This window comes from Halomicrobium urmianum (assembly GCF_020217425.1).
Lineage (GTDB): Archaea > Halobacteriota > Halobacteria > Halobacteriales > Haloarculaceae > Halomicrobium > Halomicrobium urmianum.
In genome coordinates, this window is sequence record NZ_CP084090.1 from 2,858,823 (window position 1) to 2,883,666 (window position 24,844).

The window sequence follows — 24,844 nt, forward strand, 5'->3', positions numbered from 1 at the left end:
GCCGTACGTCGTGATATGGCTATGAAAGGTTCCGGCCGGGCGAGGAACTGGCAGGAGATCGACCGCTGGGACGGGGGCGTGGGCTGGATCGCCTACCCGGAGGAGGCGATGCAGCGGGCCAGCCACGCGCTGGCCGTCGACGGCGAGGTGTGGGTCGTGGACCCGGTCGACGCCCCGGGACTGGACGACCTGCTGGCGGAGTTCGGCGAGGTGGCCGGCGTCGTCGTCCTCCTCGACCGACACACGCGCGACGCGGGCGCTGTCGCCCGGCGCCACGGGGTCTCCGTTCACGTCCCCCACTGGATGACCGGGGTTCAGGGCGACATCGGCGCGCCCGTCGAGCGGGTCCGCACGGAACTGGGGTCGACGGGCTACGGCGTCCACAAGATCGTGGACAACCCCGTCTGGCAGGAGGCGGCGCTGTACGGCGAGGACACCGGTACCCTCGTGGTCCCGGAGTCGGTCGGCACGGCCGACTTCTTCCTGGCCGGTGACGAGCGCCTCGGCGTCCACCCCGCGCTCCGGCTGTTCCCGCCGAAGCGGCTGGGCCGGCTCTCCCCCGAGCGGATCTACGTGGGCCACGGGACCGGCATCGACGAGGGTGCGACGGAGGCGCTCGACGACGCCCTGAAGCACGCCCGGTCGCGGGCGCCGTCGCTGTACGCCGAGACGGTCCGGGAGTACCTGCTGTCCTGAGCGCCCGCGGTCGAGCGCTCCGCAGTCGAGCGGTGGCGCCGCACTGCCGGGCGGTACGACGAAGGTCGGCTCCGGCGACGCTATTATGCTCCGGCAGTGCGAACAGTCGTCGTGGTCTACGCGACGCGCGGCCTCGTCGACACGCTGCTGCGGATGGCCAGTGACGCGGACCCGGAGTCCGTGACGATCCCGGTGGCCGTCACGCGCGCCGGTGAACTCCCCGACGCCGGCCTTCAGGACGACGTTCCCGTGTTCACGCACTTCTACATGCCCGGGGCGGGGAACTCGGTCGGGGCCGTCTTCGGGATGGACCTGGGAACGCCGGCCGGCCAGACGCAGGGCCGGTTCGTCTCCCACCCGTCGGGTCACCTCGGCGTCACCGAGGAGGACGACCTCCACGAGGTGGTGTTCGTCGCGGCCCCGCCGTGGGACGGCGACGCGTTCGCCGCGTTCGATCGACGGGGCCGCGAGCGCGACCTGACGGTCCTGGACGTCGAACCGCCGGAAGAAGCCATCGAGTAGCGAGCGCGCCGGGCCCGGACGATCGACGCGGAGCCGACTTACTCGAGGTAACCCAGGTCGCGCAGTTGATCGGCGATATCCTGGAACTCCGCCTCGGTCAGTTCGCCCTCCTCCTCGTGCTTGATGACGATCGATCGCAGCAGGAACCGCACGAGGTCGCTCGTGGACGAGAAGCTCGTCCCCTCGATCGTCTCCTCGACCCGGTCCGCGAGGTCCTTCGGGATGGAAACGGTCGTGTAGTCGGCCATGGACCCGCTTTGGAAGCCTCCCGGATAGGCGTTCCGGGCCCGCGAGACGGGACCGTGCCGTCAGTCCCGTCCCGGGCGCGTCGGCTCGTCGGCCGTCGTGTCGAACTGGCCCATCTGGGCCGCACTTTCGGGGGAGAACGTCAGCGGCGCGCCAGCACCGCGGGCGAGCGCGCTCGCCTCGTCAGCCGCGGGCGCGTGAGCCGCCGTCTGTCGGCCGTCGGCGGTCGACTGTCGGTCGCTGGTGGTAGACTGTCGTTCGTCGGCGTCGGTCGGTCGCGCGTCAGTGAGCGGTTCGGTGTTCGTCGTAGACATGGTCGTGGCGTCGTCGGTGGCGGTCGTCTGGCTGTGCGTCCCCGTCTGCGCGCGCGTTTCGTCGGTACGTGCATCGCAGCTATTCGGTCGGAATAGAATATAATAAAAGTTAATGAAGGCATGTGAACGACCGCCAAGCGTCGGCGCCGCTCAGACGACGAGTTCCATCGGGTAGTCGGTGAGGTTCTCGTAGCCGTCCTCGGTGACGACGACGAGGTCCTCCAGTCGGAGCCCGCCGACATCGGGGTCGTACAGGCCCGGTTCGATGGTGATGACGTGGCCCGGTTCCAGTTCGCCACCGTTGGGGCCGACCCGCGGCAGTTCGTGGACGTCCAGGCCGACGCCGTGGCCGGTGCTGTGGATGAAGCCCGTCTCGGTCGACTCGTCGGACCGCAGCGTCGGCAGGCCGGCCGCCTCGTAGACGTCGCAGACGGCGTCGTGGACGTCGGCACCCGTCACGCCGGGCCCGACCGCGTCCAGGGCCGCCCCGTGGGCCTCGGCGGTGAGATCGTACCACTCGCGGACGGTCTCGGACGGCTCGCCGACGACGAACGTCCGGGTCATGTCACCGTGATACTTCGTCTCCTTGTCCCGCGGGAAGATGTCGACGACGACTGGATCGCCGGCCGTCAGCGGTCCGCTCCCCCTGTCGTGCGGGTCGGCAGCGTCGCTGCCGCAGGCGACGATGGTGTCGTCCAGTGCGCACCCCTCCCGAAGGAGCGTCACCTCGATCTCTTCCTTGACGCGCTCGCTGGTGAGGGGTTCGCCGTCGAGTTCGAGCGTCCCGTCCGCGGCGACGTCGGCGTCGCGAAGCGCCCGCTCGGCCGCGACCATGGCCTTCTCGTTGGCCGCCTGCGCGTCCCGGATCAGTTCCACCTCGTCCTCGGTCTTCGTCGCGCGGACCTCCGTGACGGCGCTGTCCTCGTCGGGTTCGACGGCGACGCCCCGGGCGCGAACGCCGTCGGCCGTCGCGACGGGGAACCGCGGCGGGACGGCCACGGAGTCGACGTCGTAGGCGTCGAGGAAGTCCGCGAGGACGTGCCACACCGCCTCGCGCCGGCCGTGTTCCTCGGTCTTCGCCTCGTAGTCATAGTCGACGTACCGCTCGACGCTCTCGGCGCGGGCCTCCCGCGTGGCGCGGCCGTACTCCAGGCTGCGCGAGAACAGGAGGTGGACCTCGCCGTCGTAGAGCGTGACGAAGGGGTCGGGCGCGTCGAACCCCGAGAGGTAGTACTGATCGGCGTCCTCGGAGTCGGCGTCGATCAGGTAGCCGTCGAGGCCCTGTTCGTCGAGGTACGCGTCGAGGTCCGAGAAGTCCGGGTCCATACCGCGTGGTGAGGACGCCACGGCCTTAGTCCCTGACTTCGCGGCGACCGGCGCTCCGGCCGTTCCGGCGACCGACCGTCGCTATAGCAGAAATTGAACGCACTGACACACTCGAGGGGCACACGGGGAGCCCCTCGATGGGTAAATAGTTTCAATTTCTACGATAGCTCCGCCGGGCGATCCGCAGGAAGGCGAACGCGGCGCCCAGCAGCGCGGTGTTCTTCAGGAACTGGATCTGCTCTTGCTGGCGCTCCTGGGGGTCGTCGATCGTCCAGAAGTCGTGCATCACCGGGGTGACGCTGAGCAGGAAGGAGACGACGGCGGCGAGCGCCAGCGTCGGGAGCCGCCACAGCACGACGCCGACGGCACCGAGCAACAGCGACGCGCTCATGGCCGGGACTGTCTGCTCGGGCCGGGGCGCGCCTTTCGAACCGGCGTACTGGATCCGGCCTTCGAGATTGCGAAGGTTGTCGATCGCCGTGAACGCCAAGACGCTCCCGAACAGGAGGCGGGCTATGAAGAACAGCCGCGAGTCCTCGATCGGCTGCTCCATGGTGACTGTCACTTCCTCGATGCCAGAAGAGTCCGGTTCGTGCACGGCGGTTTTCTGGGACGGGCTCATATGGAACCTTAGCAATGTGACACTCTTATCGGTGCCGAGTATGTTTGCGACGATACGTGTAATCCGCTGCTAGACGGCCGCTATCCAGCTATAACTGGATTATAGATAGCACTGTCGGCGGAGCCCGGGCGGCGTTCGCTGGGACGGTCGGCGAAACCGTTTCTGAGCCCGGCAGTTGCTTGCGCGAACTCGGGCGACAATATTAGTGCGTCGCGGCCCCCACTCGAACCGTGACTCGACAGCCACCCGACGGGAGGGTCGCAGATGCCTGAGTACGCCATCGCGGCCGACGACCTCAGCGTGACCTACAGCGACGGCACCCGGGCCGTTCGGGGCGTCGACCTGCGGGTCCCCGAAGGGGAGTTCTTCGGGTTCCTGGGCCCGAACGGGGCGGGGAAGACGACCACGATCAAGGTGCTGTCGACGCTGCTCTCGCCCACGGGCGGCGACGTGCGCGTCATGGGCCACGACGTCGAGGACGAGGCCGCCGCGGTCCGCCGCTCCATCGGGTACATGGCCCAGGAGACCAGCGTCGACCGCGACCTCACTGCGCGCGAGAACGTCCGATTCGCCTGCGACGCCTACGGCGTCCCCCGGAGCGAGCGAGCCGGGCGGATCGACGAACTGCTGGAGCTCGTGGACCTGGCCGACGTGGGGGACAAGCAGGCCAGCGAGTTCTCCGGCGGGATGAAGAAGCGACTGGACGCCGCGACGGCGCTGGTCCACCGGCCACCGCTGGTCTTCCTCGACGAGCCCACGACGGGCCTGGACCCCGCCGCGAGAAACCGCCTCTGGGAGTACTTCCGCCGGATCAACGACCAGGGGACGACCATCTTCCTCACCACGCAGTACCTCGAGGAGGCCGACCAGCTCTGTGAGCGGCTGGCGGTGATCCGCGACGGCGAGATCGTCGTCACCGGCTCGCCCGCCGACCTCAAGCGCGAGGTCGGCGGCGAAGTGCTGGAACTGGACGTGAGCGCGGACGAGCGCGAGCGGGCCCGCCGCGTCCTCGAAGACGCCGATCCGATCGCTCCAGAGGACGGCGTCGAGGTGACCGACGACGGCCTCACCGTCACGTCGCGGCGGGCGCGAGAGATCGGGACCGACCTCCTCGTTGCGCTCCGGGACGCCGGGATCACGGTGACCGGATTCAACGTCCGGTCGCCGACGCTCGACGACGTGTTCCTGGCCGTGACGAACGAGGAGGCCGCCGAGCAGCGGGAGGTGGCCGAATGAGCGGCAGGCTGCAGGAGGTGAGTCGATGAGCCGCGACGGCGGCGGCAACAGCTACCTCGCCGACGTATGGACCAACTACCGTCGGTGGACGCTGAAGGCCGTCCGGAACCCCTTCGTCATCACGGGGTCGCTCCTCCAGCCGATCATCTTCTTCGTGCTGTTCACGCAGGTGTTCGGCGGCATCGCCACGCAGGCGCTGGAGTCCAACGGCGCGGCGATCAGCTACGAGACGTACCTCGTGCCGGCCATCGCCGTCCAGGTGTCGCTGGCCGCGGCGGCGTCGTCCGGGATCGGCCTCGTCAACGACATCGAGGAGGGGATGTTCGACAAGGTCCTCGTGACGCCGATGCGCCGCTCCGCGGTCTTCCTCGGGAAGAGCCTCGCGGAGATCACCCGCATCGCCGCCCAGATCGTCATCATTCTCGTCCTGGGCGCGCTGCTTGGCGCGCGCTACCAGACGGGCCTCGCCGGCATGCTCGGCATCGTCGCCGTCGGCGTCGTCTTCTCGCTGTGGTTCACCGCGTTCTCGAACATCGTCGCGCTGGTGACCCGCGACCAGGAGTCGACGATCATCGGCGCGAACATCCTCCAGTTCCCCCTGCTGTTCGTCTCCAGCGCCTTCCTCCCGCTGGACGCACTGCCCGGCTGGATCCAGGTCGTCGCGCGGTTCAACCCGATCACCTACGGCGTCGACGCCGCGCGGGCGCTGACGCTCGACCGAGACGTGCTGACCGTGCTCGACGTCACCGCCTTCGGCGGCATCTGGGACACGCTCGTCCCCGCGCTGGCCGTCCTCCTCGCGCTTGACCTCGTACTCGGCGGCGCGGCAGTCGTCATGCTCAATCGGGCCGCTGGGACAGCAGTCGAGTGACGCTGGCCGCCGCCGGGACCGGCGTCCGGGCGAACTTCGTGAGGCCGGGCTCGGGAGACGAGCGAAGCGAGTCTGCCGGTGTAGAGTGATGCCGGTAGCCTCTTGACGAGCGGCGTCGACGGCCCGGACATGGACGCAGACGTCTCTCGCTCCACGGTTCGGGGGACCGCGCAGGCGCCCCCCTCGAAGAGCTACACGCACCGCGCCATCCTGGCGGCCGGCTACGCCGACGGCGCGCTGGTGCACGATCCCCTCGTGAGCGCCGATACGAAGGCGACGATGCGCGCCGTCACGAAGTACGGCGGCAGCGTCGGCCTCCGCGACGACGGCGCGACGCTTTCCGTCGACGGGTTCGACGGCGACCCGGAGACCCCGGCCGACGTGATCGACTGCGCCAACAGCGGCACCACGATGCGACTCGTCACCGCCACGGGCGCGCTGCAGGACGGCCTGACGGTGCTGACCGGCGACGACTCCCTGCGCTCCCGGCCGCAGGGACCGCTGCTGGACGCAATCGAGCAACTGGACGGCCGCGCGGAGAGCACCCGCGCCAACGGCCAGGCGCCGCTGGTGGTCGGAGGTCCCGTCGAGGGCGGGGCGGTGTCCATCCCGGGCGACGTCTCCTCGCAGTACATCACGGCGCTGCTGATGGCCGGCGCGGTCACCGACGATGGCGTCGAGGTGGACCTGACGACGGAACTGAAGTCCGCGCCCTACGTCGATATCACGCTGGAGGTGCTGGAGGACTTCGGCGTCGAGGCCGAGCGCACCGACGCGGGATTCGCCGTCCCCGGCGGCCAGTCCTACGAGCCCGTCGGCGGCGAGTACCACGTCCCCGGCGACTTCTCGTCGATCTCCTACCTGCTGGCCGCCGGCGTGCTGGCGGCCGAGGACGAACTGACGATCACCTCGGCGTACCCGAGCGCGCAGGGCGACACCGCCATCGTCGACGTCGTCGAGCGGATGGGCGGCGACGTCGACTGGGACCGCGAGGACGGCGTCATCACCGCCCGGCGGTCCGACCTCTCCGGCGTCGAGGTCAGCGTCGCCGACACGCCGGACCTCCTGCCGACCATCGCCGTGCTGGGGGCCGCCGCGGACGGCACGACCCGCATCGTCGACGCCGAACACGTCCGCTACAAGGAGACCGACCGCGTCAGCGCGATGGCCGAAGAACTGTCGGCGATGGGCGCCAGCGTCGAGGAGGAACAGGACGCACTGATCGTCCACGGCGGTGAGTCGGAGCTACGCGGTACCGCGGTCGACGGTCGCGCCGACCACCGCATCATCATGTCGCTGGCCGTCGCCGGACTGGTCGCCGACGGGACCACGACCGTCGAAGGCATCGAGCACGTCGACGTCTCGTTCCCCGGGTTCTTCGACGTGCTGTACGATCTGGGAGCGACTGTCGACAGGTGAGGCGACGGCCGAACCAATTCTACAGTCGCTCCCAGCCGAGGGCGCCACTGTCGACAGGTGAGGCGATGGCCGAGCCAACCGACGGTAGTCCTGACAGAAGCGACCGAAAACAGTGAAAGCCGCGGCCGCTCAGTAACCGAGCTGCTCGCGGATCAGCACGACGGTCGTCCGGTCGTCCTCGAGCTCCTGGCGGAATATGAGCTGCTTGGCGATGGCGGACTCGACGCCGTAGGCCTCCTGTGCGCGCTCGTTCTCGAGGGGGTAGGCCACCGATGCGAGGCGGTCGAGCGCGTCCTCGAGCGTCGGCACGACCTTGTTCACGCCGCTGACGATGACGACGTTGCTGGCGGCAAAGGGATAGGCGCCGATCCGGCTGCCCGAGCGGTCGGCCGCGACGAGTTCGCCGGTCTGTGAGACGGCGTTGATGCCGCCGAGGAAGTAGTCGGCGGTCTGTGACTCCCGGCGGGCGGCCTGGCGCTCGGCGTCGTCGTCGATGCTCCAGATCTCGTCCGGGAGGCTCTCCCACTCGTGGTCGCCTTCGGACAGGTACTCGACGAAGCCGATCTCCTCGAGGGTGGTCGAGTGGCCGTTCATCACCGAGGCGCCGGCGGGAATCTGCGACTGGACCGTCTCCAGCGCCTCCTCGGCCGAGTCCACGACGACGACGTCGAACCCGTTGGCTTCGAGGTGTTCGACCGTCTCCTCGACGGTCTCGTCGTCCGGCAGTTCGTCGAGATCCGCGTCGATCTCCGCGTCGGCTACGTAGTCGGATTTCTGTGACATGTTGCGATCAGTCTACGCGTATCCGTAACGCCGAGACGGCCTTAAGCGCTCGCGGACACCGGTGTCAGGTGGTTACACCGGTATCACCGGGTCACCGCGGCAGTTGCGGTGCGGTCGACGGCGGCCGGGCCGGCGTGGCCGTCGCGTGCGAACGAGTTGCGACCCGCCGCTCCCTTTTTTCAGTCTCGTGACCTATCCCCGACCATGTTCCGCGAGGACGTGCTGCAGGGGCTCCGAGACGAGTACGAGAAAGACGGCCGCCTCTTCCCGGCCTACGGGAGCTACTGCTTCGCCGGCGTCCCGGGGACGATCCGATCGGTGCTCGACGCTGGCGGAGAGCGGTCGCTGCCCGGGGACGTGTTCACTGGCGTCGACGCGGACGTCGAGCGAGTCGTCGCCGTGGTCGTGGACGGCTACGGCCTCGATTCGTGGCGACGGGACCGCGAGTCGGACCCGTTCATCGACCGCCTGACCGAGCGCGGGACCGTGACGCCGCTGACCTCCTGTTACCCCTCGGAGACGGCCGCGGCGATGACGACCTTCGAGACCGGCGATCTACCTTGCGAGCACGGCCGCGTCGGCTGGAACGTCTACGAGCCCGAGACCGACCGGACGTTCCTGGCGTTCACCGGCGAGGTCGAGAGCGGCGACGAGGAGGGAGCCGTGGCCGAGGAGGCCTTCGATGGAATCACTACCACTACGAGGACCTGGCCGGGATCGACTGCCACAAGGTCGAGCCGTTCGACGTGGCGGTCCCGGGCGTCACGGAGCACGTCTACGACGGGCTCGACGGGTTCGGGCAGCGACTGGCCGACGTCACGACGCGGAGCGACGCGCCCGCGTACGTCCACGCGTACCTCGACCACGTCGACCGCGTCTCGCACCACGAGGGGACCGAGAGCGACGGGTTCCGGGAGACCGTGGCGACCGTCTGCGACGAGCTGTCGGCCTTCGTCGACGGGCTGGAGGACGAGGTCGCCCGCGAGACGCTCCTGCTGGTGACGGCCGATCACGGCCACGTGAACACGGACCCGGAGCGGAACGTCGACCTCTCGGAGCGCGACGCGCTGGTGGCGGCCCTCCGGCGACACGCGGACGGAACGCCGATCAGGATGTCGGGGAGCCCGCGGAACGTCCACCTGCACCTGCGGGACGACGGCGTATCGGAGGCACTGGCGGCGCTGTCGGACCTCGACGTAGCGACGTTCACGCGCGACGAGGCACTGGATCGCGGCCTGTTCGGCGATAGAGAGTCGAGCGACCGGTTCCGTCGCCGCTGCGGTGACCTCGTCGTCACCCACCGCGACCTCGGGACGTGGTTCGGCGACGCCGAGCCGGACGAGCTGGACCTGGTGGGAATGCACGGCGGGTTACATCCCGACGAGATGTTGGTACCGTTCGCGGCGGTGCGGGTCGACCGGCTCCGGTGACGTCGTCCACCCGACCCGACCAGTTGAATTTAACGTGGTTGTACATACTCTGGCTGACTTTCAACGTCGTTTAGTCTCCTGCCCGGTTCGGTTCCGTCGATGACGAGTCGACGCGACGGCGGGCGGATCGCCGGGGACGGGGAGTCGGCGGGGGAGGCCGGCTCCGAGTCGCCGTCGCAGTCAGTCGAGTCTGGAGGAATCGAACCCGACGAAGGGGACGAGCCGGACGGGGTCACGTTCGGCTGGTCCGGCCTGCGCGCCGGGTTCGTGACCTGCGCTCCCGTCGCGCTCGGCGTCGCCGGATACGGTATCGCCTTCGGCGTCCTGGCGGACCGGGCCGGGCTGAGCCTTGCGGAGGCGACGCTGATGAGCGCCGTCGTGCTGGCGGGGGCCTCCCAGATCATCGCCGTCGAGCTCTGGGCGGACCCGATCCCGGCCGCGGCCATCGTGCTGGCGGTGTTCGCGGTGAACCTGCGGTACTCGCTGATGGGGGCCGCGCTCCGGCCCTGGTTCCGGACGCTCTCGCCGGCGAAGGTCTACGGTAGCCTGTTCTTCATGGCCGACGAGAACTGGGCGCTGACGATGCGCGACCTGACGTCCGGGAGCGGGCGCGGCGCGTTCCTGCTCGGCAGCGGCCTCGCGATGTGGCTCTTCTGGGTCGCGTCGACGGTGGCCGGCGTCGCCGTCGGCGGCGTCGTCGGCGACCCCGCCAGGCTCGGGCTGGACTACGCGCTCGTCGCGGTGTTCGTCGCGCTGGCGGTCGAACTCTGGGACGGGTCGTCGTCGATCGTCCCGTGGACGGTCGCGCTCGGGACGGCGCTGGTCACCGCTCAGCTGCTCTCTGGGCAATGGCACGTCCTCGCGGGCGGCGGCGCGGCCGCGGTCGTCGAGGTGATCCGAAGTGACTAGCCCGCCGCCCGCAGCGAACAGCGCGCTGGTCGCCGTGAGTGACCCCCTCGCCCTGCGCCCGTGGGTCGTCCTCGTCGTGGCGGCCACGGCCGTCGTGACCTACCTCACGAAGGTCGGCGGGATCTGGCTGCTGAGCCGCGTCGAGGTCAGCGACCGTGTCAGGGCCGGGCTGGAGGTGCTCCCGGGCGCGATCGTCGTCGCGGTGCTGGGCCCGCAACTCGCCGAGGGCGGGCCGCCGGAGTGGGCCGCGGCCGCCGTCGTCGCGCTCGTCGCCCGGCGGACGGGGAACATCCTCCTCTCGCTGGCCGCCGGGGTGGGCGCCGTCGTTGCGTTCCGGGCACTCCTGTGACGTCCCCTCCGGCTCGCGGTACTGTAACCTTGAAATGGCCCCGTCCCGCACGCGTAGGTAATGAACGGGAACGAGTTCGGCCGGCTCTTTCGTGTGACGACCTACGGCGAGTCACACGGGGAGGCTATGGGGTGTACCGTCTCCGGCGTCCCGGCCGGCGTCGAGCTGTCCGAGGAGGACATTCAGGAGGACCTCGACCGCCGGAAGCCCGGCCAGTCGATGATCACGACCTCGCGAGGGGAACCCGACAAGGTGGCGATCCAGTCGGGACTGCAGGACGGCTACACGACGGGCACGCCCGTCGGGATGGTCATCCAGAACAAGGACGCCCGCTCGGGCAAGTACGAGCCGTTCATCACGGCGCCGCGGCCCTCGCACGGCGACTACACCTACTCGGCCAAGTTCGGCACGCGCAACTGGGGCGGCGGCGGGCGCTCCTCGGCGCGTGAGACGGTCAACTGGGTGGCCGCCGGAGGCATCGCCAAGCAGGTGCTGGAGCAGAGCGAGTACGACGTCCAGATCAAGGCCCACGTCGACCAGATCGGCGACGTGAAAGCGGGCGAGGTGACCTGGGAGGACATGCTGGAGCACACCGAGGAGAACGAGGTCCGGTGCGCCGACCCCGAGGCGGCCGAGGAGATGCGCGACCTCGCCGACGAGTACCAGAAAGCGGGCGACTCCATCGGCGGGGCCATCTACTTCGAGTGCCGCGGCGTCCCCCGCGGCCTCGGCGCACCCCGGTTCGATTCGTTCCCCGCCCGCCTCGGCCAGATGATGTACTCGATCCCCGCCGTGAACGACTTCGAGTACGGCATCGGCCGCGACGCGCGGACTGCGACAGGAACGGAGTACACCGAGGACTGGGAGTTCGACGAGAACGGGGACCCCACCCCGGTCGGCAACGACCACGGTGGCATCCAGGGCGGCATCACGACCGGCGATCCCATCTACGGCGAGGTCACCTGGCACCCGCCCGTCTCCTTCCCCAAGACCCAGAAGACGGTCGACTGGGAGACCGGCGAGGAGAAGGAGATCACGGTCACGGGTCGCCACGACCCCGTGCTCCCGCCGCGGGCCGTCCCGGTCGTCGAGGCGCTGCTGTACTGCACCGTGCTGGACTTCATGCTGCTGGGCGGCCGGATCAATCCCGACCGGCTCGACGACCGACCGGGCGAGTACGACACCGACTACCACCCCTCCAGTCCGCAGAACGATCCCGAGGACGCGGACACCCACGCCAGGACCGTCGACGAAGACTGATCCGCGTGGAGCTACCTAGCTACGAGAACTGAGATGGACGCCAACCAGGAGACCGTAGCGAACCCCTTCGGCATGGACGAGGAGTGTCAGAACTGCCCCGCGCTCTGCGAGACGCGGGAGACTATCGCCCACGGCTACGGCGACGTCGGGGCGGACTTTATCGTCCTCGGCGACAGCCCCAGCGAGGGTGCCGACGAGACTGGGATCCCCTTCGTCGGGGAGCAAGAGCGCGAACTGCTGGACGTCCTGGCCGCCGTCGACCTCTGCGAGGACCCCGACGCCGCGGAGCCGAAGCTGAACGGCGTCTTCCTCACCTACGTCACGCGCTGTCGCCACCCGGACCGCGACGCCACCGACGAGGAGGTCGTCAACTGCGAGCCGTACCTCAACAGCGAGGTGCGGATGATCAACCCCGAACTGCTGCTCCCCGTCGGCCAGCGGCCGCTGGAGGAACTGGCCTTCGAGTACACCACGATGAGCGAGGACGAACTCGACGTCCGGGAGCAACACGCCACGACGCTCCGCGGGCGCGGGTTCGAGATTATCCCCGTGATCCCGCCGGCGGAGCAGACCGACGAGGAGCGCGAGGAGCTTCTGGAACACCTCTCGGAGACGCTGGGGCGCGACTACCGCCAGACGAAGGGTCGGCGCGCCCGGTAACGTCTCGTTGTCTCTACCCGTCTCCGCTTCCCCGCTCTCCGCTACCGTCTTCGCTTCCCCACGCTCCGCTACCGTCTTCGCTTCCCGTTTTCGTCGAGGGTCGAACGAAAAGGGCCAAGGCGATGCTGGCCGGAGGGGAGATCATGACGACAGTGGCCGTTATGGCGCAGCCGCCGGAACCGGGCGTCCTCCCTGAACTGGTGGCCGACGACGTGCTCTCGGAGGCGGAGGCGGCGGACCTCTACGAGGCGATGCTGGCCGACGTCTGCGAGACGGTCGACGCAAGCGGCGGGGACCTGCTCGTGAACTACCGGCCCGCGGACGGGATCGACGCCGACGTCGACGACCCCGAGGCGACCGTCCGCGAGGTCGTCGACCCGATCGTCGACGAAGACCCGCGATACGAGGTGCAGGTCGGCTCGACGTTCTCAGCCCGCGTCGGTAACACGGTCACGCACCTCCTGGAACGGGAGGGGGTCAGAACCGTCGGCGTCCTCCGGCCGTCCGCGGCGCTGTGCGGCCGCCAGCGGATCGACAGTGCGGCGATGAAGCTCCGGACCAGCACCGTGGTTCTCGGCCCGTCGACGGGCGGCGGCGTCTACTACGCCGCCTTCGAGGACACGATCGACTTCGAGGACGCCTTCGCGACGCCGGCGGTCGAGACGCTCGTCCACCGGGCGAACGACGCCGGCCACGACGTGGACTTCGTCCCGCCGATTCCGACGATGGGCACCCGCGATGACCTGCTGACGGCCGTGCCCCAGCTGCGGGCCCATCGCGAGTCCGGCGGCCGGTGGGTCCCCCGTCGGACCATAGACGTCGTCGACTCGCTGGGGCTGCGCGTCGAGGACGGACCCACGCTGGTCCGCGAGTGAGAAGCGCGCCGCTCCGCGACTGAAGCTCAGTCGAGGAACTGCAGGCAGACGGGGCTCGGCAGGTCCGTCACGTCACCCGTCGCCGAGAGTTCGCCGGTCTCGTCGTCGATCGCGAAGGTGACGACGTCGTCGGTGTCTGCGTTCTCCGCCAGCAGGTGCGCGCCGTCCGGCGTGATCGCGAAGTTGCGCGGCCACTCGCCCCGCGTGGAGACGCGGTCGACCGGTTCGAGTTCGCCGCTGTCCTCGTCGACCGCGAAGGCCGCGACGCTGTCGTGGCCCCGGTTGGACCCGTACACGAACTCGCCCGAGGGATGGACGTGCACGTCGGCGGTGATGTTCTCCCCGTCGTAGTCCGCCGGGAGCGTTGAGACGGCGTCGACGACCGTCAGCGCGCCCGTGTCGGGGTCGCGATCCAGCGTGGTGATCGTGGAGTCCAGTTCGTTGATCAGGTAGGCGTGGCGCCCGTTCGGATGGAAGTCGAGGTGTCGCGGCCCCGCTCCGTCGGGCAGTTCGACGGAAGGCTGGTCTGCGGGGACGAGGTCGCCGCTCTCCAGATCGAGTTCGTAGACGTACACGCGGTCCGTCCCGAGGTCGGGTGCGTAGGCGTACTCGTTGTCCGGCCCGGGCTGGATGGAGTGCGGGTGCGGTCCGTTCTGTCGCTCGGGATGGACGCTCTCGCCCTCGTGTTCGACGACGGCCGTCGGTTCGCCGACGGCCCCGTCGTCCTCGATGGGTAGCATCGCGACGGCACCGCCCGTGTAGTGAGCCGCGAGGAGGTACTGTCCGGTCGCGTCGGCGGTGCAATGACAGGGATCGGCGCCGCCGCCCGTGACGATCTGATTCAGGCTCGTCAGGTCGCCGTCCTCGCCGATCTCCATGGCGGTCACGGCGCCCTCGTCGACCTCGTTGACCGCGTACAGGTAGTCCCTGTTCGGGTGCAACGCCAGGAAAGAGGGGTTCTCCCCGGCGTCAGTCGCGCCCAGTCGCTCGATCCGGCCCTCGGCGTCCACTCGAACGGTGTAGACGCCCTCGCTGTCGCCGTCCGTGTACGTACCCACGAACGCGATTCGGTCGTCAGTCATCCCCCGGACCTGCGACGCCCCGACCCTTCTCTCTTTGGGGGCGACGACCGCTACCGACAGTTCTTAGGCCCAGCCCGGCGAATCCCCTGACTGCCCCGCGGTGGGGTGGCAGAGCGGCCCATTGCGCCTGCCTTGAGAGCAGGTGTCCGAGAGGACTCCTGGGTTCAAATCCCAGCCCCACCGTTTCTGAGGGAACGGACGTGACCGAAGAGCGGTGGCTGCCGGGTTTGAGCCCTACCAGACGCAGCCCGGGAAACGAGCGCAGCGAGCGACCCGGAACGTCTGGGTCCGGTTCAAATCCAGCAGCCACCGCATTTGCTCCGAGCGATCACGCGAGGAGCAACGGGCGTCGTTCGGGGTCCGGGAAGCGGATGGGACGCCGGAATCGTAGTCGGAACGTAGTCGGGGCGTTTCTGTCGGATCGTCGAGCAACACGAAGACTTTATACCGTGAGTGAGACGCGACAACCGAGCAAAGATGGGGTCGAACGACACTGATCGGCGTGGCCGCGTCGCCCTGAGCGCGGTCCTCGCTTGTGCACTGGTCCTCGCTGCGATCGCGCCTGTGACTGCGGCGCCACGCATATTCGTTGACGAAGCAGATCTCGAGTCCGATCGAGCGATCGTCGGCGAGCGAGTAAACGTTACGCTTCAGATGGTCAACCGCGGTGACGCGGGCGCACTATCGGTCGACATCACGGCCAACGATTCGGTCGTCGCGGAGAGGCGCGTCGCTATGGACGCCGATTCCGAGCGCACGATCACGACGAACTTCACCGTAGACCAGCCGGGGACCTACAAAATCCGCGCCAACGACGAAGGAGCCGGGTGGCTGGTTGTGGGGAACTCGGTCGTCGAGACGACGGCAGAGCGTGCGGACGGGCGCACCTCGCGAGTTCGGGTCGTCGGAGCGTCGCCGGGGTCGAGCGTGACGGCGGACTTCCCGGAGAGCGACGGCGACCTGGCGATGTCGTCGCTGACGATGACCACGGACCGGTCGTCGTTCGATCGCAGGGTAGCGACGTACGCACCGCCGGAGAACGCGTCGTTCCCCGTCCCAGACGGACCCACGTCGACGGTGTTCGGCGCGCTCACCGTCGAGCCGGTCAACGACGTCGCTGACGACACCCTCCGCGTCAACGTCGACCGATCGCGGCTGAGCACCCGCGACGTGGCCGCGTCGGACGTGCAGGCGTACAGCTACGACGACGGTACGTACCGGACGGTCCCGACCGGCGTCGTGGAGACGACGAACGCACACGTGACCTACGAGGTTCAGGCCAACGGCTCCGCGTTCGTGCTCGGCGTCCTCCAGCCGGAGATGGAAGTCCGCGAGCGGGCCGTGAACGTCACCGAGACCGACGACGGCTGGCGGTTCGCGCTGGACGCCACGGTCGAGAACGTCGGCCCCGTCGGGGGCGAGTACGCGGCTGCGATGGCGGTCGACGGCGAGTCGGTCGACGACGGGAGCGTGGAGATCGACGCGGGCGAGACCAGGACGCTCCACTTCGAGCACGTGGTCACCGAGAGTGGTACGTACGACGTTGCGCTCGACGGAGAGGTCGTGCAGACGGTGGCCGTCAGCGGCGACGGGTCGGACAGCGGGACCGACGGTGGGACTGACACCGCAGGGAGCGACGGCGGATCGCCGACCGCGACGGACGGCGGCGGGGCCGAGGACGGATCGTCCGGCGGCCTGGACGTCGACCTCTCGGTGCCCAGCGTCGACGACCTCGGCGTCAGGAACGTGGTGATCGGTGCGAGCGTGGCCGTCCTCGCGGGCGGCGTGGCGCTCATTCGGCGGCTCTGAACGGCGACGACGGCACTCGGTCACCGTCGAGCACTGCCGGCCATTCCCGGTGGTCCTCGGCCGTCCCTCGTCGCGTCCGCTCGTGATCGAGTCGTCGTCGCCGAGGCGTGACCGGGAGACTTTTGCCGAGGTCCGCCCAGCAACCCCGTATGGACTGGCCGTTCGATCCCGACGGTGAGAAAGGCAGCGAGGGGCGTCGCAAGTACGGGCACGCCATCCTGGCGAAGAAGATCGACGAGGAGGAGGACTTCCCTCTCTCCGCGGACGAGTACGTCGACCAGTACGGCGACCACCCCGTCCGGATCGACTACGAGACCGTCGTGAGCGTCGAGGAGATCTTCGAGCACGTCGACCAGGCGGAGTTCGAGGACTTCCCGGACTTCCACGGCACGGTCGGCGAGGCGCTCCGTGGGGCCGATTACTGGCCCTACCGCCTGGAACACGCCTGAGAGCGCGGCGGTGTGTTCCGACGGGGCATCGGCGGTCGCGTGTAGCGTCTGGTTCAGGCGGTCGCGCGTGATCCCCGGTGCGGGGTCGCCGTTCGACCCCTTTCGGCGGTCGTTGGTCGACTTCGTTCGGCGGTCGCCGGTCGACGTTCAGCCTCGGGAATACATACTTCTGACTCCGAGTGGTATTGTCTCGCATGGCCACCCACGATCCGCTGGATGGCGAGGCGCTCCCGGAGGAGGTCGTCGACGACTTGCTCGCCGACGGACGACGCCGACGTATCGTCGACGTACTGTCCGAGGCCGACGGACCGGTGGTGATCGACGACCTCGCGACGGAGCTGTGGGCCCGGGAGACTGATACGGACCCGGAGGACGTCACCGACAACGAGCGGCGCCGCGTTCGCAACGACGTCTTCCAGCATCACCTCCCGAAACTGACCGCGACGGAGGTCGTCGCGTACGACTCCATGATCGGGACCCTCGAACTCGACGACGCCAGTCCGGTGCTCGAGCGGCTCCGGGAGTGAGGTGTATCGTCCCGTTCACTAGCGCTCCCTGTTCACTGGTACTCCCCGATCACTGGCGCTCCCTGTTCACTGGCGAGCAGAAATTGATCCTTACTGACGGATAGAATCCACCTGGTTCGACCGCCCGGACCGGGAGCGGTTACTCAGATATCCGCCCGCTAGTCTTCGCCCCGGCCGAGTAAAAGCGTGGTGCAGGTAGCTTTTAGAGCACACGTGAGCTATTCGACACCATGAATACGGACGTCACCGTCAGCGAGGTGATGGATCGGGAGTTTGTCGGCGTCACCGAGTCGGACGGCGTCCTCGAGACGGCCGAGTTGCTCCTCCAGGAGGAGGTCGAGGTGGCCGTGGTCCTCCGGGGGCAGGACCCGGTCGGAGTGTTCGCCGACCGGGACGCGCTCGCTCTGCTGGTCGCGGATGAGGGCCCCGACCGCCTGGCGGACGCGACCGTCGGCGAAGCGATGACCGAGGAGATTCCCTCGATCGAGGGCAGTGCCAGCCTGGCGGCCGCCCGCGACCGGATGACCGCCCGTGATACCCGCTGGCTGATCGTCACAGACGGCGCGGAGCCGACGGGCGTGCTCACCGAGCACGACCTCCTGACGAGTTCGACGCTCCAGCGGGAGACGGGCACCAGCGAGGTGGAGAGCGTCGAGGCCTCCGCCAGACGAGTCGAAGCAGGACGGGAGGCCGACGCCGGAGCGAGCGCAACGGAGGGGGCCGGCGGACAGAGCGGCTTCGAGGACCAGAGCATCTGCGAGAAGTGCGGGTCGCTCACGCACGACCTGTCCTCGTTCAACGGGCAGTTGCTGTGCGCCGACTGCCGGGACATCTGATGGAAGTCGTCCTCGCCGACGTCGACGCGGCCGACGCCGTCGTCGACCTCTGGACAGCGCTGGCTGCCGATCAGCTGGCTCACGGCTCGCACATCCTCCCCGGCGAGAACCGAGCGACTATCCGCGAGTCCGTCGACCGCCGCCTGGTCGCCGACGAACTCCTCGTCGCCCGCCGCGACGGCGCCACGGTCGGGTTCGTCATGTTCACCGTCGAGTGCGGTCGGTTCGAGCAGGACGCCGACCGCGGCATCGTCGAGAACATCTACGTGACCCCGGCTCATCGAGGTTGCGGAGTCGGAAGCGAGCTACTGGCGGCCGCCGAGCGGACGCTCGAAGAACGGGGCGTCGACGCCGTCGCGCTGGACGTCATGGCCGACAACGAGTCCGCCCGGCGGTTCTACCGCCGCCACGGGTACGAACCCCATCGCGTCCAGATGGAGAAGGCGACGGAAAGCGACACGCTCTAAACACTCCCCGCGCTACGTGAGAGTGCGCCAGGGGAGCTTGGGTGGTCCAAGCACTCGACTTGTAATCGAGAGTTCGTGGGTTCAAATCCCACCCCTGGCTCTTCTCGCCGAGTGAAACGAGACGTGAGAGCCATCTGGGATTTGAGCCCTGGGAGTCGCAGCCCGCGCAGCCGAGCGGAGCGAGGCGAGCAGGGATGTCTCGATATGGTTCAACTCCCACCCCCGGGTTCGACTGTTCTCTCTTGGATGGCTGCGACACTCGTCCCGTGCTTCGTGTCGTCGGTCGAGAGACGACTGGTCGCGGGAAGAGAGAGAGAGAGACACCACTGTTGCAAGTGAAGCGTGAAAGAGGCGTGGGCTCCGATCGGCGAGCCCGTCCGTCGACTACGCCGACAGTCGTCGTGGTTCCTAGTGGTATTTAATTACATCTAGCTCCATCCATTGGTATCTAATGGAGAGGGGGAGTACAGACTTTCTCCAGTACCGAAGGCAACCACTGATTAACGGAAGGGACCATCGAAGAACGCTGTCACACATATCACTGGTTTAGATGAAACAGTGGTGTGTTGCTTCTCTAGAGTGCCTGCCAGACGTTCACGTGAAACGGTGGTGTGTCAGACTGGTGTCGTCAGGGCATTCACGTGCAACAGATGAAAAGGTGGTTTTATGGTGGGGAGTACTCTGGGTATTGTATGCCTCGATTCGAGCGGAAGCGAAACGTCTTCCGCAACAAGGACGCGCTGGGTGAGTCGTATCGGCCGGAGCGGATCGAGGAGCGTGACGAGGAGATCGAGGCCTACATGGACGCCCTCCAGCCGGTGGTCGACGGGTGGGAACCGAACAACATCTTCCTCTACGGCAACACCGGCGTCGGGAAGACCGCCGTCACCGACTACCTACTCGACGTGCTCAAGGACGACGTCGAGCAGTACGACGACGTCGACCTCTCGGTGATCCGTCTCAACTGCAAGACGCTCAACTCCTCGTATCAGGTCGCCGTCGAGATGGTCAACACGCTCCGACCGGAGGGAGCCGAGATCAGCTCGACGGGCTACCCACAGCAGACCGTCTTCAAGAAGCTTTACGAGGAACTGGAGGTGCTGGGTGGGACCGTCTTGATCGTCCTCGACGAGATCGATTCGATCGGCGACCGCGACGAACTGCTCTACGAACTGCCTCGCGCACAGTCCAACGACTACCTCGAGGAGACGCGCGTCGGTCTCATCGGCATCAGCAACGACTTCAAGTTCCGGGAACAGCTCGATCCCCGCGTTCAGGACACGCTCTGCGAGCGGGAACTGCAGTTTCCTCCGTACGACGCTCAGGAGCTGACCAACATCCTCGAATCCCGCGCCGCGGTGGCGATCAGCGACGACGGGTACGAGAGCGGCGTCCTCAACTTCTGCGCGGCGCTGGCCGCCCGGGACAGCGGAAGCGCGCGCCAGGCGCTGGACCTCCTTCGACTGGCCGGCGAGGTCGCCGAGAACGCCGACGCGGACAGGATCCGCGAGGACCACGTCGAGCGGGCCCGCTCGAAGCTCGAACAGGAACGCGTCGAGGAGGGGATGCGGGAGCTGACCGTCCACGGCCGCCTCGCCCTGCTGGCGGTCATCTCGAAGGCCGCCAAGGGCGAGACTCCCTGCCGGACGAAGAAGCTCTATCACGAGTACGAGTCGCTATGTAGCTCCTCCGGAACGGACGCGCTCGCACAGCGGTCGGTTCACAACCACCTCTCGGACCTCCGGATGCTCGGCATCCTCTCCGCCGAGGAGAACCGCAGCGGCTCGCGCGGGAACTACTACAGCTACGAGCTCGACGTTCCCTTCACCAGCGCCGTCGAAGCGATGGGCGACGCGCTGCACCTCGACGAGGAGATAGAAGTCATCCGGGAAATCGCCAGACGTAACGACGTCGCGTGAGCGACGCGAGCGGTTTAGCGCTATTACCCGAGAGCTCACACACCACTGGTACAAGTGAAACGCGAGATTCGAATTTGATCTAACCGATCACGCGAAACGGTGGTGTCCTTCGCGTGAGGTGGCGGTTTCGTTCACGTGCGAAACGCGGGTGTCGTTCACGTGAATCGGTGGGGTCTGAATCGCAACAGGCCGAGATTATCTCCCTTCCCTCTAAAAAGGAGAAACTAATCCGGTCACTGATCGTCGCGCCAGAGCGACAGCGTCGATCCGCTCGTCCGACACTGTTCCAGAATCGATCCATCTCCGCGACGGAACTGATTCGGGTAACTGTCGCTGGGACCTTCACTCGCAACAGTGGTGTGTGGGACTCGGATATGAGCCGGAAGACTGCCGTGAGCAGAGTCCCATTAAGTATGCTAGAGACAGTGTCGTTCCGGACGCGAGCCGAACTCAGACCGGTGCAGTTCTGCTCCAGTCCGTTCGATCACGCCCCATCGTATCCCGTATCGTCCCGGCCCGCACCCATCCCCCTTCCCCCTCCCGTTGCCCCGCTTCACTTGCAACAGTGGTGTCTCTCGGTTCCGGCGGTACCTTCTTGCCCCGACCGATCCGTGAGTCTGACATGGGCGAGACTGTCGAGATGTACGACGGGACCGAAGTGGAAGTCGAGCACGTGGACGCGCTGGCCGAGGGCGGCGCACGATTCGACGTCGAGGCGGCGGACGGTCGCAAGTGGCGCATCGACGTCGACCGCCACGGCGACTTCGACATCGTGACGACCTGGCGCGACGGTCAACTGGCCGACGTCGACGTGCCGGAGTGGATGGGCGACCTGGTCACGCGCCTGCGCGGGTCCGCGTAGATCGAACAGCGTGCGTCGATCGACCCGTTCACCTTCTACCCACGCAGCGGCCGGGCCCGAACGGGTCCTTTTATATCCGCAGTCCGTAGGCCTCTCTATGAGCGAGACCGGACCCGAGGAGCTACCGGAGAACGACGCGGAGTGGCGTGAGATCCTGACCGACGAGGAGTACCGGGTCCTCCGGGAGCAGGGAACGGAGCCGAAGTTCAGCAGCGACCTGATCGACGTGAAGGAGGCGGGGACCTTCCACTGCGCCGCCTGCGAGACGTCCCTGTTCGACAGCGACGACAAGTTCGAGTCGGGCACGGGCTGGCCCAGCTTCTGGGACGTCTACGAGGAGGGCAACGTCGAGACGCGACTGGACACCAGCCACGGCATGGAGCGGACGGAGGTCGTCTGTGCCAACTGCGGCGGCCACCTCGGCCACGTGTTCGACGACGGTCCCGACCCGACCGGGAAGCGCTACTGTATCAACGGCGCCGCCCTCGACTTCGAACCCGACGAATAGCGGCGATCGGCCGGAACGCTTTTCCCGGAGTTGCAGGCTCCTTTGAGTCACGCGTGACCGACGAGGATTCCGACGAAAGCGACGGGCGGACAGCAACGGTAGGCGGCGAAGGCACGACGGCTGAGACTGGCGACGGTGCGTCGGCTGAGACTGGCGACGGCGCGACGTCCGAACCGGCCGACATCGACGTGACAGACGACGCGGACAGGTCGGCCGAACCCGTCGGCGACGGGGGATTCGCCGAGTCGACCGATGGACCGACCGCCGAGGCGGACGACGCGCCGCTACTGAAGCCCTCGCTGCGGCAGTTCCCGTGGCTCCGGGCCGCCGGTGCCGCGGTCGCGACGATCGCGGTCGAGTACGTCGTCGTGGCGCTCGCGTTCGTCGCCGGACCGTCGTCGATGGACTCGTCGGCCTTCGATTCGCTGGCCGGCGAACTCCTGCAGTACGCGTTCGTGCTGTACAACGCACACCACGTCCCGATAATCACCACGGCCACGAACGCGGCCGTCGCCGGGTCCCGGATGACGAACGCGCTGTACGGTGCCGAGGGCGGTTCCATCCCGCCGGCGGCATTCTTCGCGCTCCCGATCGTCGCGCTGCTGGTCTCCGGCGCGGTCTTCGAACTCCGACGCCGGGGCGGACGGGCATCAAGCACGCTCGAGGAGAGCGCGCTCGTCGGGACCGGGATCGCCGCTGGCTACGCCGTCGTCGGAACCGGCGCGAGCCTCGTGTTGGTGCGCCGTATTACCTTCGAGGGCGGCAACGCATCGTCCGGGCCGGCGATCCTGTGGGCGCTGGTCGCCACCGTCTGCTTCCCGCTCGTCTTTGCGACGATCGGGGCCGCAGTGGCCGCCGTCTACGACGAGCGGTCGGCGTAACTTACGTTCAGGAACTCGAGGATGCGGTCGGACTCGGCCATCGTCACGCCGCGGTCCTCGTCGACGACGACGGGAACGGCCCGCTGGCCCGAGACGCGCTTGACCTCGTTGCGCTGGGAGTGGAGCGCGTCGACCCAGACGCTGTCGTAGTCGACGCCGAGTTCGTCGAGACGGTCGGCCACCTTCTCGCAGTACGGACACCCGTCGAGCCGGTAAAGCGTGACGCTCATGTCCGCAGCCTCGATCGGAAGCGAAAAACCGCTTTCGGCGCCGCGGGCGGCACCGCACAGTCCGCGTCGCCGCGACGTCGGCGGGCGATCGATGCCCGACGAGTGCGGTGTGCGTCGAGAAACTGGTACGAGAACGGCGAGACGGCTACTCGTACAGCCAGGTCTCGTCGATGCGCTCCCAGTCGACGAGTTCGTCCTCGTCGAAGAAGAGCTCGATCTCGCGCTCGTTGGCGCCCTCGTCCTCGTGGTCGGAGCCGTGGATGACGTTGCGACCCAGGTCGAGTCCGAAGTCGCCCCGGATGGTACCGGGGGCGGACTCGGCGGGGTCGGTCTCGCCCATCATCTTCCGGACCTGGCGCGTCGCGTCCTGACCCTCCCAGACCATCGCCATGACCGGACCCGAGGTGATGAAGTCGACGAGGTCGTCGAAGAACGGCTTGTCCTCGTGCTCGCCGTAGTGGTCCTCGGCGAGGTCGCGGTCGATCTGCTCGAACTTCGCGCCGACGAGCTTCAGGCCGCGCTCCTCCAGTCGACCGATGATCTCGCCGATCAGGCCGCGCTGGACGCCGTCGGGCTTGACCATCACGAAGGTGCGCTCGGCGTCGCTCATGCCTCGGCCTCCTCCTCGTCTTCCTCGGCGTCCTGCCCGTCAGCCGACTCGTCCTCGACGGCCTCGGACTCTTCCGCTTCCTCGTCGGCGTCGACGGAGTCGGACCCCTCGGCGACGTCCGAGTCGCTCTCCGTCTCGACGTCCTCGTCGGATTCGGACTCAGTGGTCTCCTGGTCGGCGGCGGCCGTCTCCTCAGCGCCGCCGGCCTCGGTCCACTCGAGGTTGCGGGCCTCGCGGCCCAGGTCGGCGTTGTTCTCGCACTTCGAGGAGCAGAAGTGCACTGTCGATCCGTCCGTGCGGACGAACATCGTGCCCGTGCCGGGCTCGATGTCGTCGCCGCAGTAGTCACACTCTCTCGTGCGGGGCATTGGTTACTGGCCTCCGATCTGGTCGGCCTCGCGAGCGGTCTCGCGCAGCTGGAGCACGTCGCCCTCGCGGACCGGACCCAGGACGTTCCGGGTGATGATGCGGCCCTGGTTGGAGCCCTCCCGGATGCGGCACTTGACCTGCATGGCCTCTCCGTGCATCCCGGTGCGGCCCACGACCTCGATGACCTCCGCAGGCGTGGAGCCTCCGTCTTCGGATTCCTCAGCGCTCATCCGTCACCACCTCACCGGAGTTCCTCGACCTTGCTGGCGACGTCCTCGACGTCGTCGGACGCCTCGCCGGCGTCGACGATGGCCGCGGCGGCGCTGCCGACCTCGAGGCCGGCGGCGTGGCCGACGTCGTCCTGGGACTCGGCGAAGACGTAGGGAACGTCCTTCTCGTCGGCCAGCTCGGGGATGTGCATCACGATCTCCTCGGGCTGGACGTCTTCGGCGACGACGACGAGCTCGGCGCTGCCGCGCTCGATCGTCTTGGTCGTCTCGTTGGTACCTTTCTTGACTGTGCCCGTGTCTCGTGCGACCTCGAGCGCCTCGAGGGCGTCCTCGGCGAGGTCGGCAGGGACGTCGTAGTCTACGTATACTGGCATTAGTGATCACCTCCTGCGCACGGGCTCGCGCTCCCCCGCCGTGTAATCCTGAGAAGGCTGGGAGCATCATCAACCCGACGCAGGGTGTACTCCTGCGTTGCAGACGGCTGCTTAAAAACGCTTCCAAACGGTCGACAGCGTGTCACGCCGGCCCACGCGCTCCCGGACGTCGG

General features: G+C 67.9%; 31 protein-coding genes, 2 tRNA genes and 1 pseudogene. 23 read left to right on the forward strand and 11 right to left on the reverse strand.

Annotation, left to right across the window (positions count from 1 at the left end; genetic code table 11):
- The first annotated feature begins 15 nt into the window (after window positions 1-15).
- A complete protein-coding gene (locus LCY71_RS14240; RefSeq protein ID WP_225333811.1) occupies window positions 16-696 on the forward strand; it encodes a hypothetical protein in 681 nt (226 codons plus the stop codon).
- A 111-nt stretch (window positions 697-807) separates the two neighbouring features.
- Entirely contained in the window at window positions 808-1,218 is a 411-nt protein-coding gene (locus LCY71_RS14245; protein WP_225333812.1) for a JAB/MPN domain protein-containing protein, read from the forward strand.
- A 38-nt stretch (window positions 1,219-1,256) separates the two neighbouring features.
- Here LCY71_RS14245 and LCY71_RS14250 read toward each other — a convergent pair whose 3' ends face one another.
- From LCY71_RS14250 to LCY71_RS14265, 4 genes are all read right to left on the reverse strand, one after another.
- Window positions 1,257-1,466, reverse strand: coding sequence for a ribbon-helix-helix domain-containing protein (locus LCY71_RS14250; RefSeq protein ID WP_225333813.1), 210 nt, complete (start codon window positions 1,464-1,466; stop codon window positions 1,257-1,259).
- Between the two features lie 60 nt (window positions 1,467-1,526).
- Window positions 1,527-1,778: a hypothetical protein gene (locus LCY71_RS14255; RefSeq protein WP_225333814.1), complete on the reverse strand. Its 252-nt coding sequence runs from the start codon at window positions 1,776-1,778 to the stop codon at window positions 1,527-1,529.
- A 150-nt stretch (window positions 1,779-1,928) separates the two neighbouring features.
- A complete protein-coding gene (locus LCY71_RS14260) occupies window positions 1,929-3,104 on the reverse strand; it encodes a M24 family metallopeptidase (protein ID WP_225333815.1) in 1,176 nt (391 codons plus the stop codon).
- A 151-nt stretch (window positions 3,105-3,255) separates the two neighbouring features.
- A complete protein-coding gene (locus tag LCY71_RS14265) occupies window positions 3,256-3,726 on the reverse strand; it encodes a DoxX family membrane protein (RefSeq protein WP_308444677.1) in 471 nt (156 codons plus the stop codon).
- A gap of 264 nt (window positions 3,727-3,990) precedes the next feature.
- Here LCY71_RS14265 and LCY71_RS14270 point away from each other — a divergent pair, with 264 nt between their 5' ends.
- The 3 genes from LCY71_RS14270 (at window position 3,991) to aroA (ending at window position 7,252) form a co-directional block, all read left to right on the forward strand.
- A complete protein-coding gene (locus tag LCY71_RS14270; RefSeq protein WP_225333816.1) occupies window positions 3,991-4,962 on the forward strand; it encodes an ABC transporter ATP-binding protein in 972 nt (323 codons plus the stop codon).
- A 25-nt stretch (window positions 4,963-4,987) separates the two neighbouring features.
- Window positions 4,988-5,833: an ABC transporter permease gene (locus LCY71_RS14275; protein ID WP_225333817.1), complete on the forward strand. Its 846-nt coding sequence runs from the start codon at window positions 4,988-4,990 to the stop codon at window positions 5,831-5,833.
- Window positions 5,834-5,962: 129 nt separating this feature from the next.
- On the forward strand, window positions 5,963-7,252 hold the full coding sequence (gene aroA, locus LCY71_RS14280) for a 3-phosphoshikimate 1-carboxyvinyltransferase (protein WP_225333818.1): 1,290 nt from the start codon (window positions 5,963-5,965) through the stop codon (window positions 7,250-7,252).
- Between the two features lie 129 nt (window positions 7,253-7,381).
- On the opposite strand, the gene LCY71_RS14285 is transcribed toward aroA, so the two are convergent.
- Entirely contained in the window at window positions 7,382-8,035 is a 654-nt protein-coding gene (locus LCY71_RS14285) for a lactate utilization protein (RefSeq protein ID WP_225333819.1), read from the reverse strand.
- 204 nt (window positions 8,036-8,239) lie between these two features.
- On the opposite strand from LCY71_RS14285, the pseudogene LCY71_RS21730 reads away from it, so the two are divergent.
- The 7 genes and pseudogenes from LCY71_RS21730 to LCY71_RS14315 all read left to right on the forward strand — a co-directional run.
- A pseudogene (locus LCY71_RS21730) lies at window positions 8,240-8,746 on the forward strand (alkaline phosphatase family protein); the annotation flags it as partial.
- Between the two features lie 35 nt (window positions 8,747-8,781).
- On the forward strand, window positions 8,782-9,465 hold the full coding sequence (locus LCY71_RS21485) for an alkaline phosphatase family protein (RefSeq protein WP_263654171.1): 684 nt from the start codon (window positions 8,782-8,784) through the stop codon (window positions 9,463-9,465).
- A 99-nt stretch (window positions 9,466-9,564) separates the two neighbouring features.
- Complete coding sequence (locus LCY71_RS14295; protein ID WP_225333820.1) at window positions 9,565-10,374, forward strand: AzlC family ABC transporter permease; 810 nt, start codon at window positions 9,565-9,567, stop codon at window positions 10,372-10,374.
- 34 nt (window positions 10,375-10,408) lie between these two features.
- Window positions 10,409-10,723 (forward strand): AzlD family protein, encoded by a 315-nt coding sequence (locus LCY71_RS14300; protein ID WP_225335923.1) that lies wholly within the window; start codon window positions 10,409-10,411, stop codon window positions 10,721-10,723.
- Window positions 10,724-10,783: 60 nt separating this feature from the next.
- A complete protein-coding gene (gene aroC / locus LCY71_RS14305; protein WP_225333821.1) occupies window positions 10,784-11,983 on the forward strand; it encodes a chorismate synthase in 1,200 nt (399 codons plus the stop codon).
- Window positions 11,984-12,016: 33 nt separating this feature from the next.
- Window positions 12,017-12,643 carry a uracil-DNA glycosylase gene (locus LCY71_RS14310; protein WP_225333822.1) on the forward strand — a complete coding sequence of 209 codons (627 nt, stop codon included), beginning with the start codon at window positions 12,017-12,019 and terminating at the stop codon, window positions 12,641-12,643.
- A 143-nt stretch (window positions 12,644-12,786) separates the two neighbouring features.
- Window positions 12,787-13,518, forward strand: a complete 732-nt coding sequence (locus LCY71_RS14315; protein WP_225333823.1) for a hypothetical protein — start codon at window positions 12,787-12,789, stop codon at window positions 13,516-13,518.
- Window positions 13,519-13,544: 26 nt separating this feature from the next.
- Here LCY71_RS14315 and LCY71_RS14320 read toward each other — a convergent pair whose 3' ends face one another.
- Window positions 13,545-14,600, reverse strand: a complete 1,056-nt coding sequence (locus tag LCY71_RS14320) for a lactonase family protein (RefSeq protein WP_225333824.1) — start codon at window positions 14,598-14,600, stop codon at window positions 13,545-13,547.
- A gap of 99 nt (window positions 14,601-14,699) precedes the next feature.
- Between LCY71_RS14320 and LCY71_RS14325 the strand changes: the two genes are divergently transcribed.
- The 11 genes from LCY71_RS14325 to LCY71_RS14375 all read left to right on the forward strand — a co-directional run bounded on the left by LCY71_RS14325 (window position 14,700) and on the right by LCY71_RS14375 (window position 22,858).
- Window positions 14,700-14,783, forward strand: a tRNA-Ser gene (locus LCY71_RS14325).
- A 552-nt stretch (window positions 14,784-15,335) separates the two neighbouring features.
- The gene (locus tag LCY71_RS14330; protein ID WP_225333825.1) at window positions 15,336-16,409 is read left to right on the forward strand and encodes a hypothetical protein; all 1,074 of its coding nucleotides are present in this window, start codon (window positions 15,336-15,338) and stop codon (window positions 16,407-16,409) included.
- 149 nt (window positions 16,410-16,558) lie between these two features.
- Window positions 16,559-16,858, forward strand: a complete 300-nt coding sequence (locus LCY71_RS14335; protein ID WP_225333826.1) for a DUF5785 family protein — start codon at window positions 16,559-16,561, stop codon at window positions 16,856-16,858.
- Window positions 16,859-17,052: 194 nt separating this feature from the next.
- Entirely contained in the window at window positions 17,053-17,385 is a 333-nt protein-coding gene (locus tag LCY71_RS14340; RefSeq protein WP_225333827.1) for a DUF7344 domain-containing protein, read from the forward strand.
- 230 nt (window positions 17,386-17,615) lie between these two features.
- On the forward strand, window positions 17,616-18,221 hold the full coding sequence (locus LCY71_RS14345; protein WP_225333828.1) for a CBS domain-containing protein: 606 nt from the start codon (window positions 17,616-17,618) through the stop codon (window positions 18,219-18,221).
- On the forward strand, window positions 18,221-18,688 hold the full coding sequence (locus LCY71_RS14350; protein ID WP_225333829.1) for a GNAT family N-acetyltransferase: 468 nt from the start codon (window positions 18,221-18,223) through the stop codon (window positions 18,686-18,688). The genes LCY71_RS14345 and LCY71_RS14350 overlap by 1 nt, the downstream gene beginning before the upstream one ends.
- Before the next feature lie 26 nt (window positions 18,689-18,714).
- A tRNA-Thr gene (locus tag LCY71_RS14355) sits at window positions 18,715-18,788 on the forward strand.
- Between the two features lie 592 nt (window positions 18,789-19,380).
- Window positions 19,381-20,607 (forward strand): orc1/cdc6 family replication initiation protein, encoded by a 1,227-nt coding sequence (locus LCY71_RS14360; protein ID WP_225333830.1) that lies wholly within the window; start codon window positions 19,381-19,383, stop codon window positions 20,605-20,607.
- Window positions 20,608-21,229: 622 nt separating this feature from the next.
- Complete coding sequence (locus tag LCY71_RS14365) at window positions 21,230-21,469, forward strand: hypothetical protein (protein WP_225333831.1); 240 nt, start codon at window positions 21,230-21,232, stop codon at window positions 21,467-21,469.
- A gap of 97 nt (window positions 21,470-21,566) precedes the next feature.
- Window positions 21,567-21,977, forward strand: coding sequence for a peptide-methionine (R)-S-oxide reductase MsrB (msrB, locus tag LCY71_RS14370; RefSeq protein WP_225333832.1), 411 nt, complete (start codon window positions 21,567-21,569; stop codon window positions 21,975-21,977).
- A 53-nt stretch (window positions 21,978-22,030) separates the two neighbouring features.
- A complete protein-coding gene (locus LCY71_RS14375) occupies window positions 22,031-22,858 on the forward strand; it encodes a DUF7978 family protein (protein ID WP_225333833.1) in 828 nt (275 codons plus the stop codon).
- On the opposite strand, the gene LCY71_RS14380 is transcribed toward LCY71_RS14375, so the two are convergent.
- From LCY71_RS14380 to rpl7ae, 5 genes are all read right to left on the reverse strand, one after another.
- Complete coding sequence (locus tag LCY71_RS14380) at window positions 22,837-23,088, reverse strand: glutaredoxin family protein (RefSeq protein ID WP_225333834.1); 252 nt, start codon at window positions 23,086-23,088, stop codon at window positions 22,837-22,839. The genes LCY71_RS14375 and LCY71_RS14380 overlap by 22 nt on opposite strands.
- Before the next feature lie 145 nt (window positions 23,089-23,233).
- Entirely contained in the window at window positions 23,234-23,698 is a 465-nt protein-coding gene (gene ndk, locus LCY71_RS14385; RefSeq protein ID WP_225333835.1) for a nucleoside-diphosphate kinase, read from the reverse strand.
- A complete protein-coding gene (locus LCY71_RS14390) occupies window positions 23,695-24,066 on the reverse strand; it encodes a 50S ribosomal protein L24e (RefSeq protein WP_225333836.1) in 372 nt (123 codons plus the stop codon). The genes ndk and LCY71_RS14390 overlap by 4 nt, the downstream gene beginning before the upstream one ends.
- A gap of 3 nt (window positions 24,067-24,069) precedes the next feature.
- Complete coding sequence (locus LCY71_RS14395) at window positions 24,070-24,297, reverse strand: 30S ribosomal protein S28e (protein WP_225333837.1); 228 nt, start codon at window positions 24,295-24,297, stop codon at window positions 24,070-24,072.
- An 11-nt stretch (window positions 24,298-24,308) separates the two neighbouring features.
- Window positions 24,309-24,671 carry a 50S ribosomal protein L7Ae gene (rpl7ae, locus tag LCY71_RS14400; protein WP_225333838.1) on the reverse strand — a complete coding sequence of 121 codons (363 nt, stop codon included), beginning with the start codon at window positions 24,669-24,671 and terminating at the stop codon, window positions 24,309-24,311.
- Window positions 24,672-24,844: the final 173 nt, after the last annotated feature.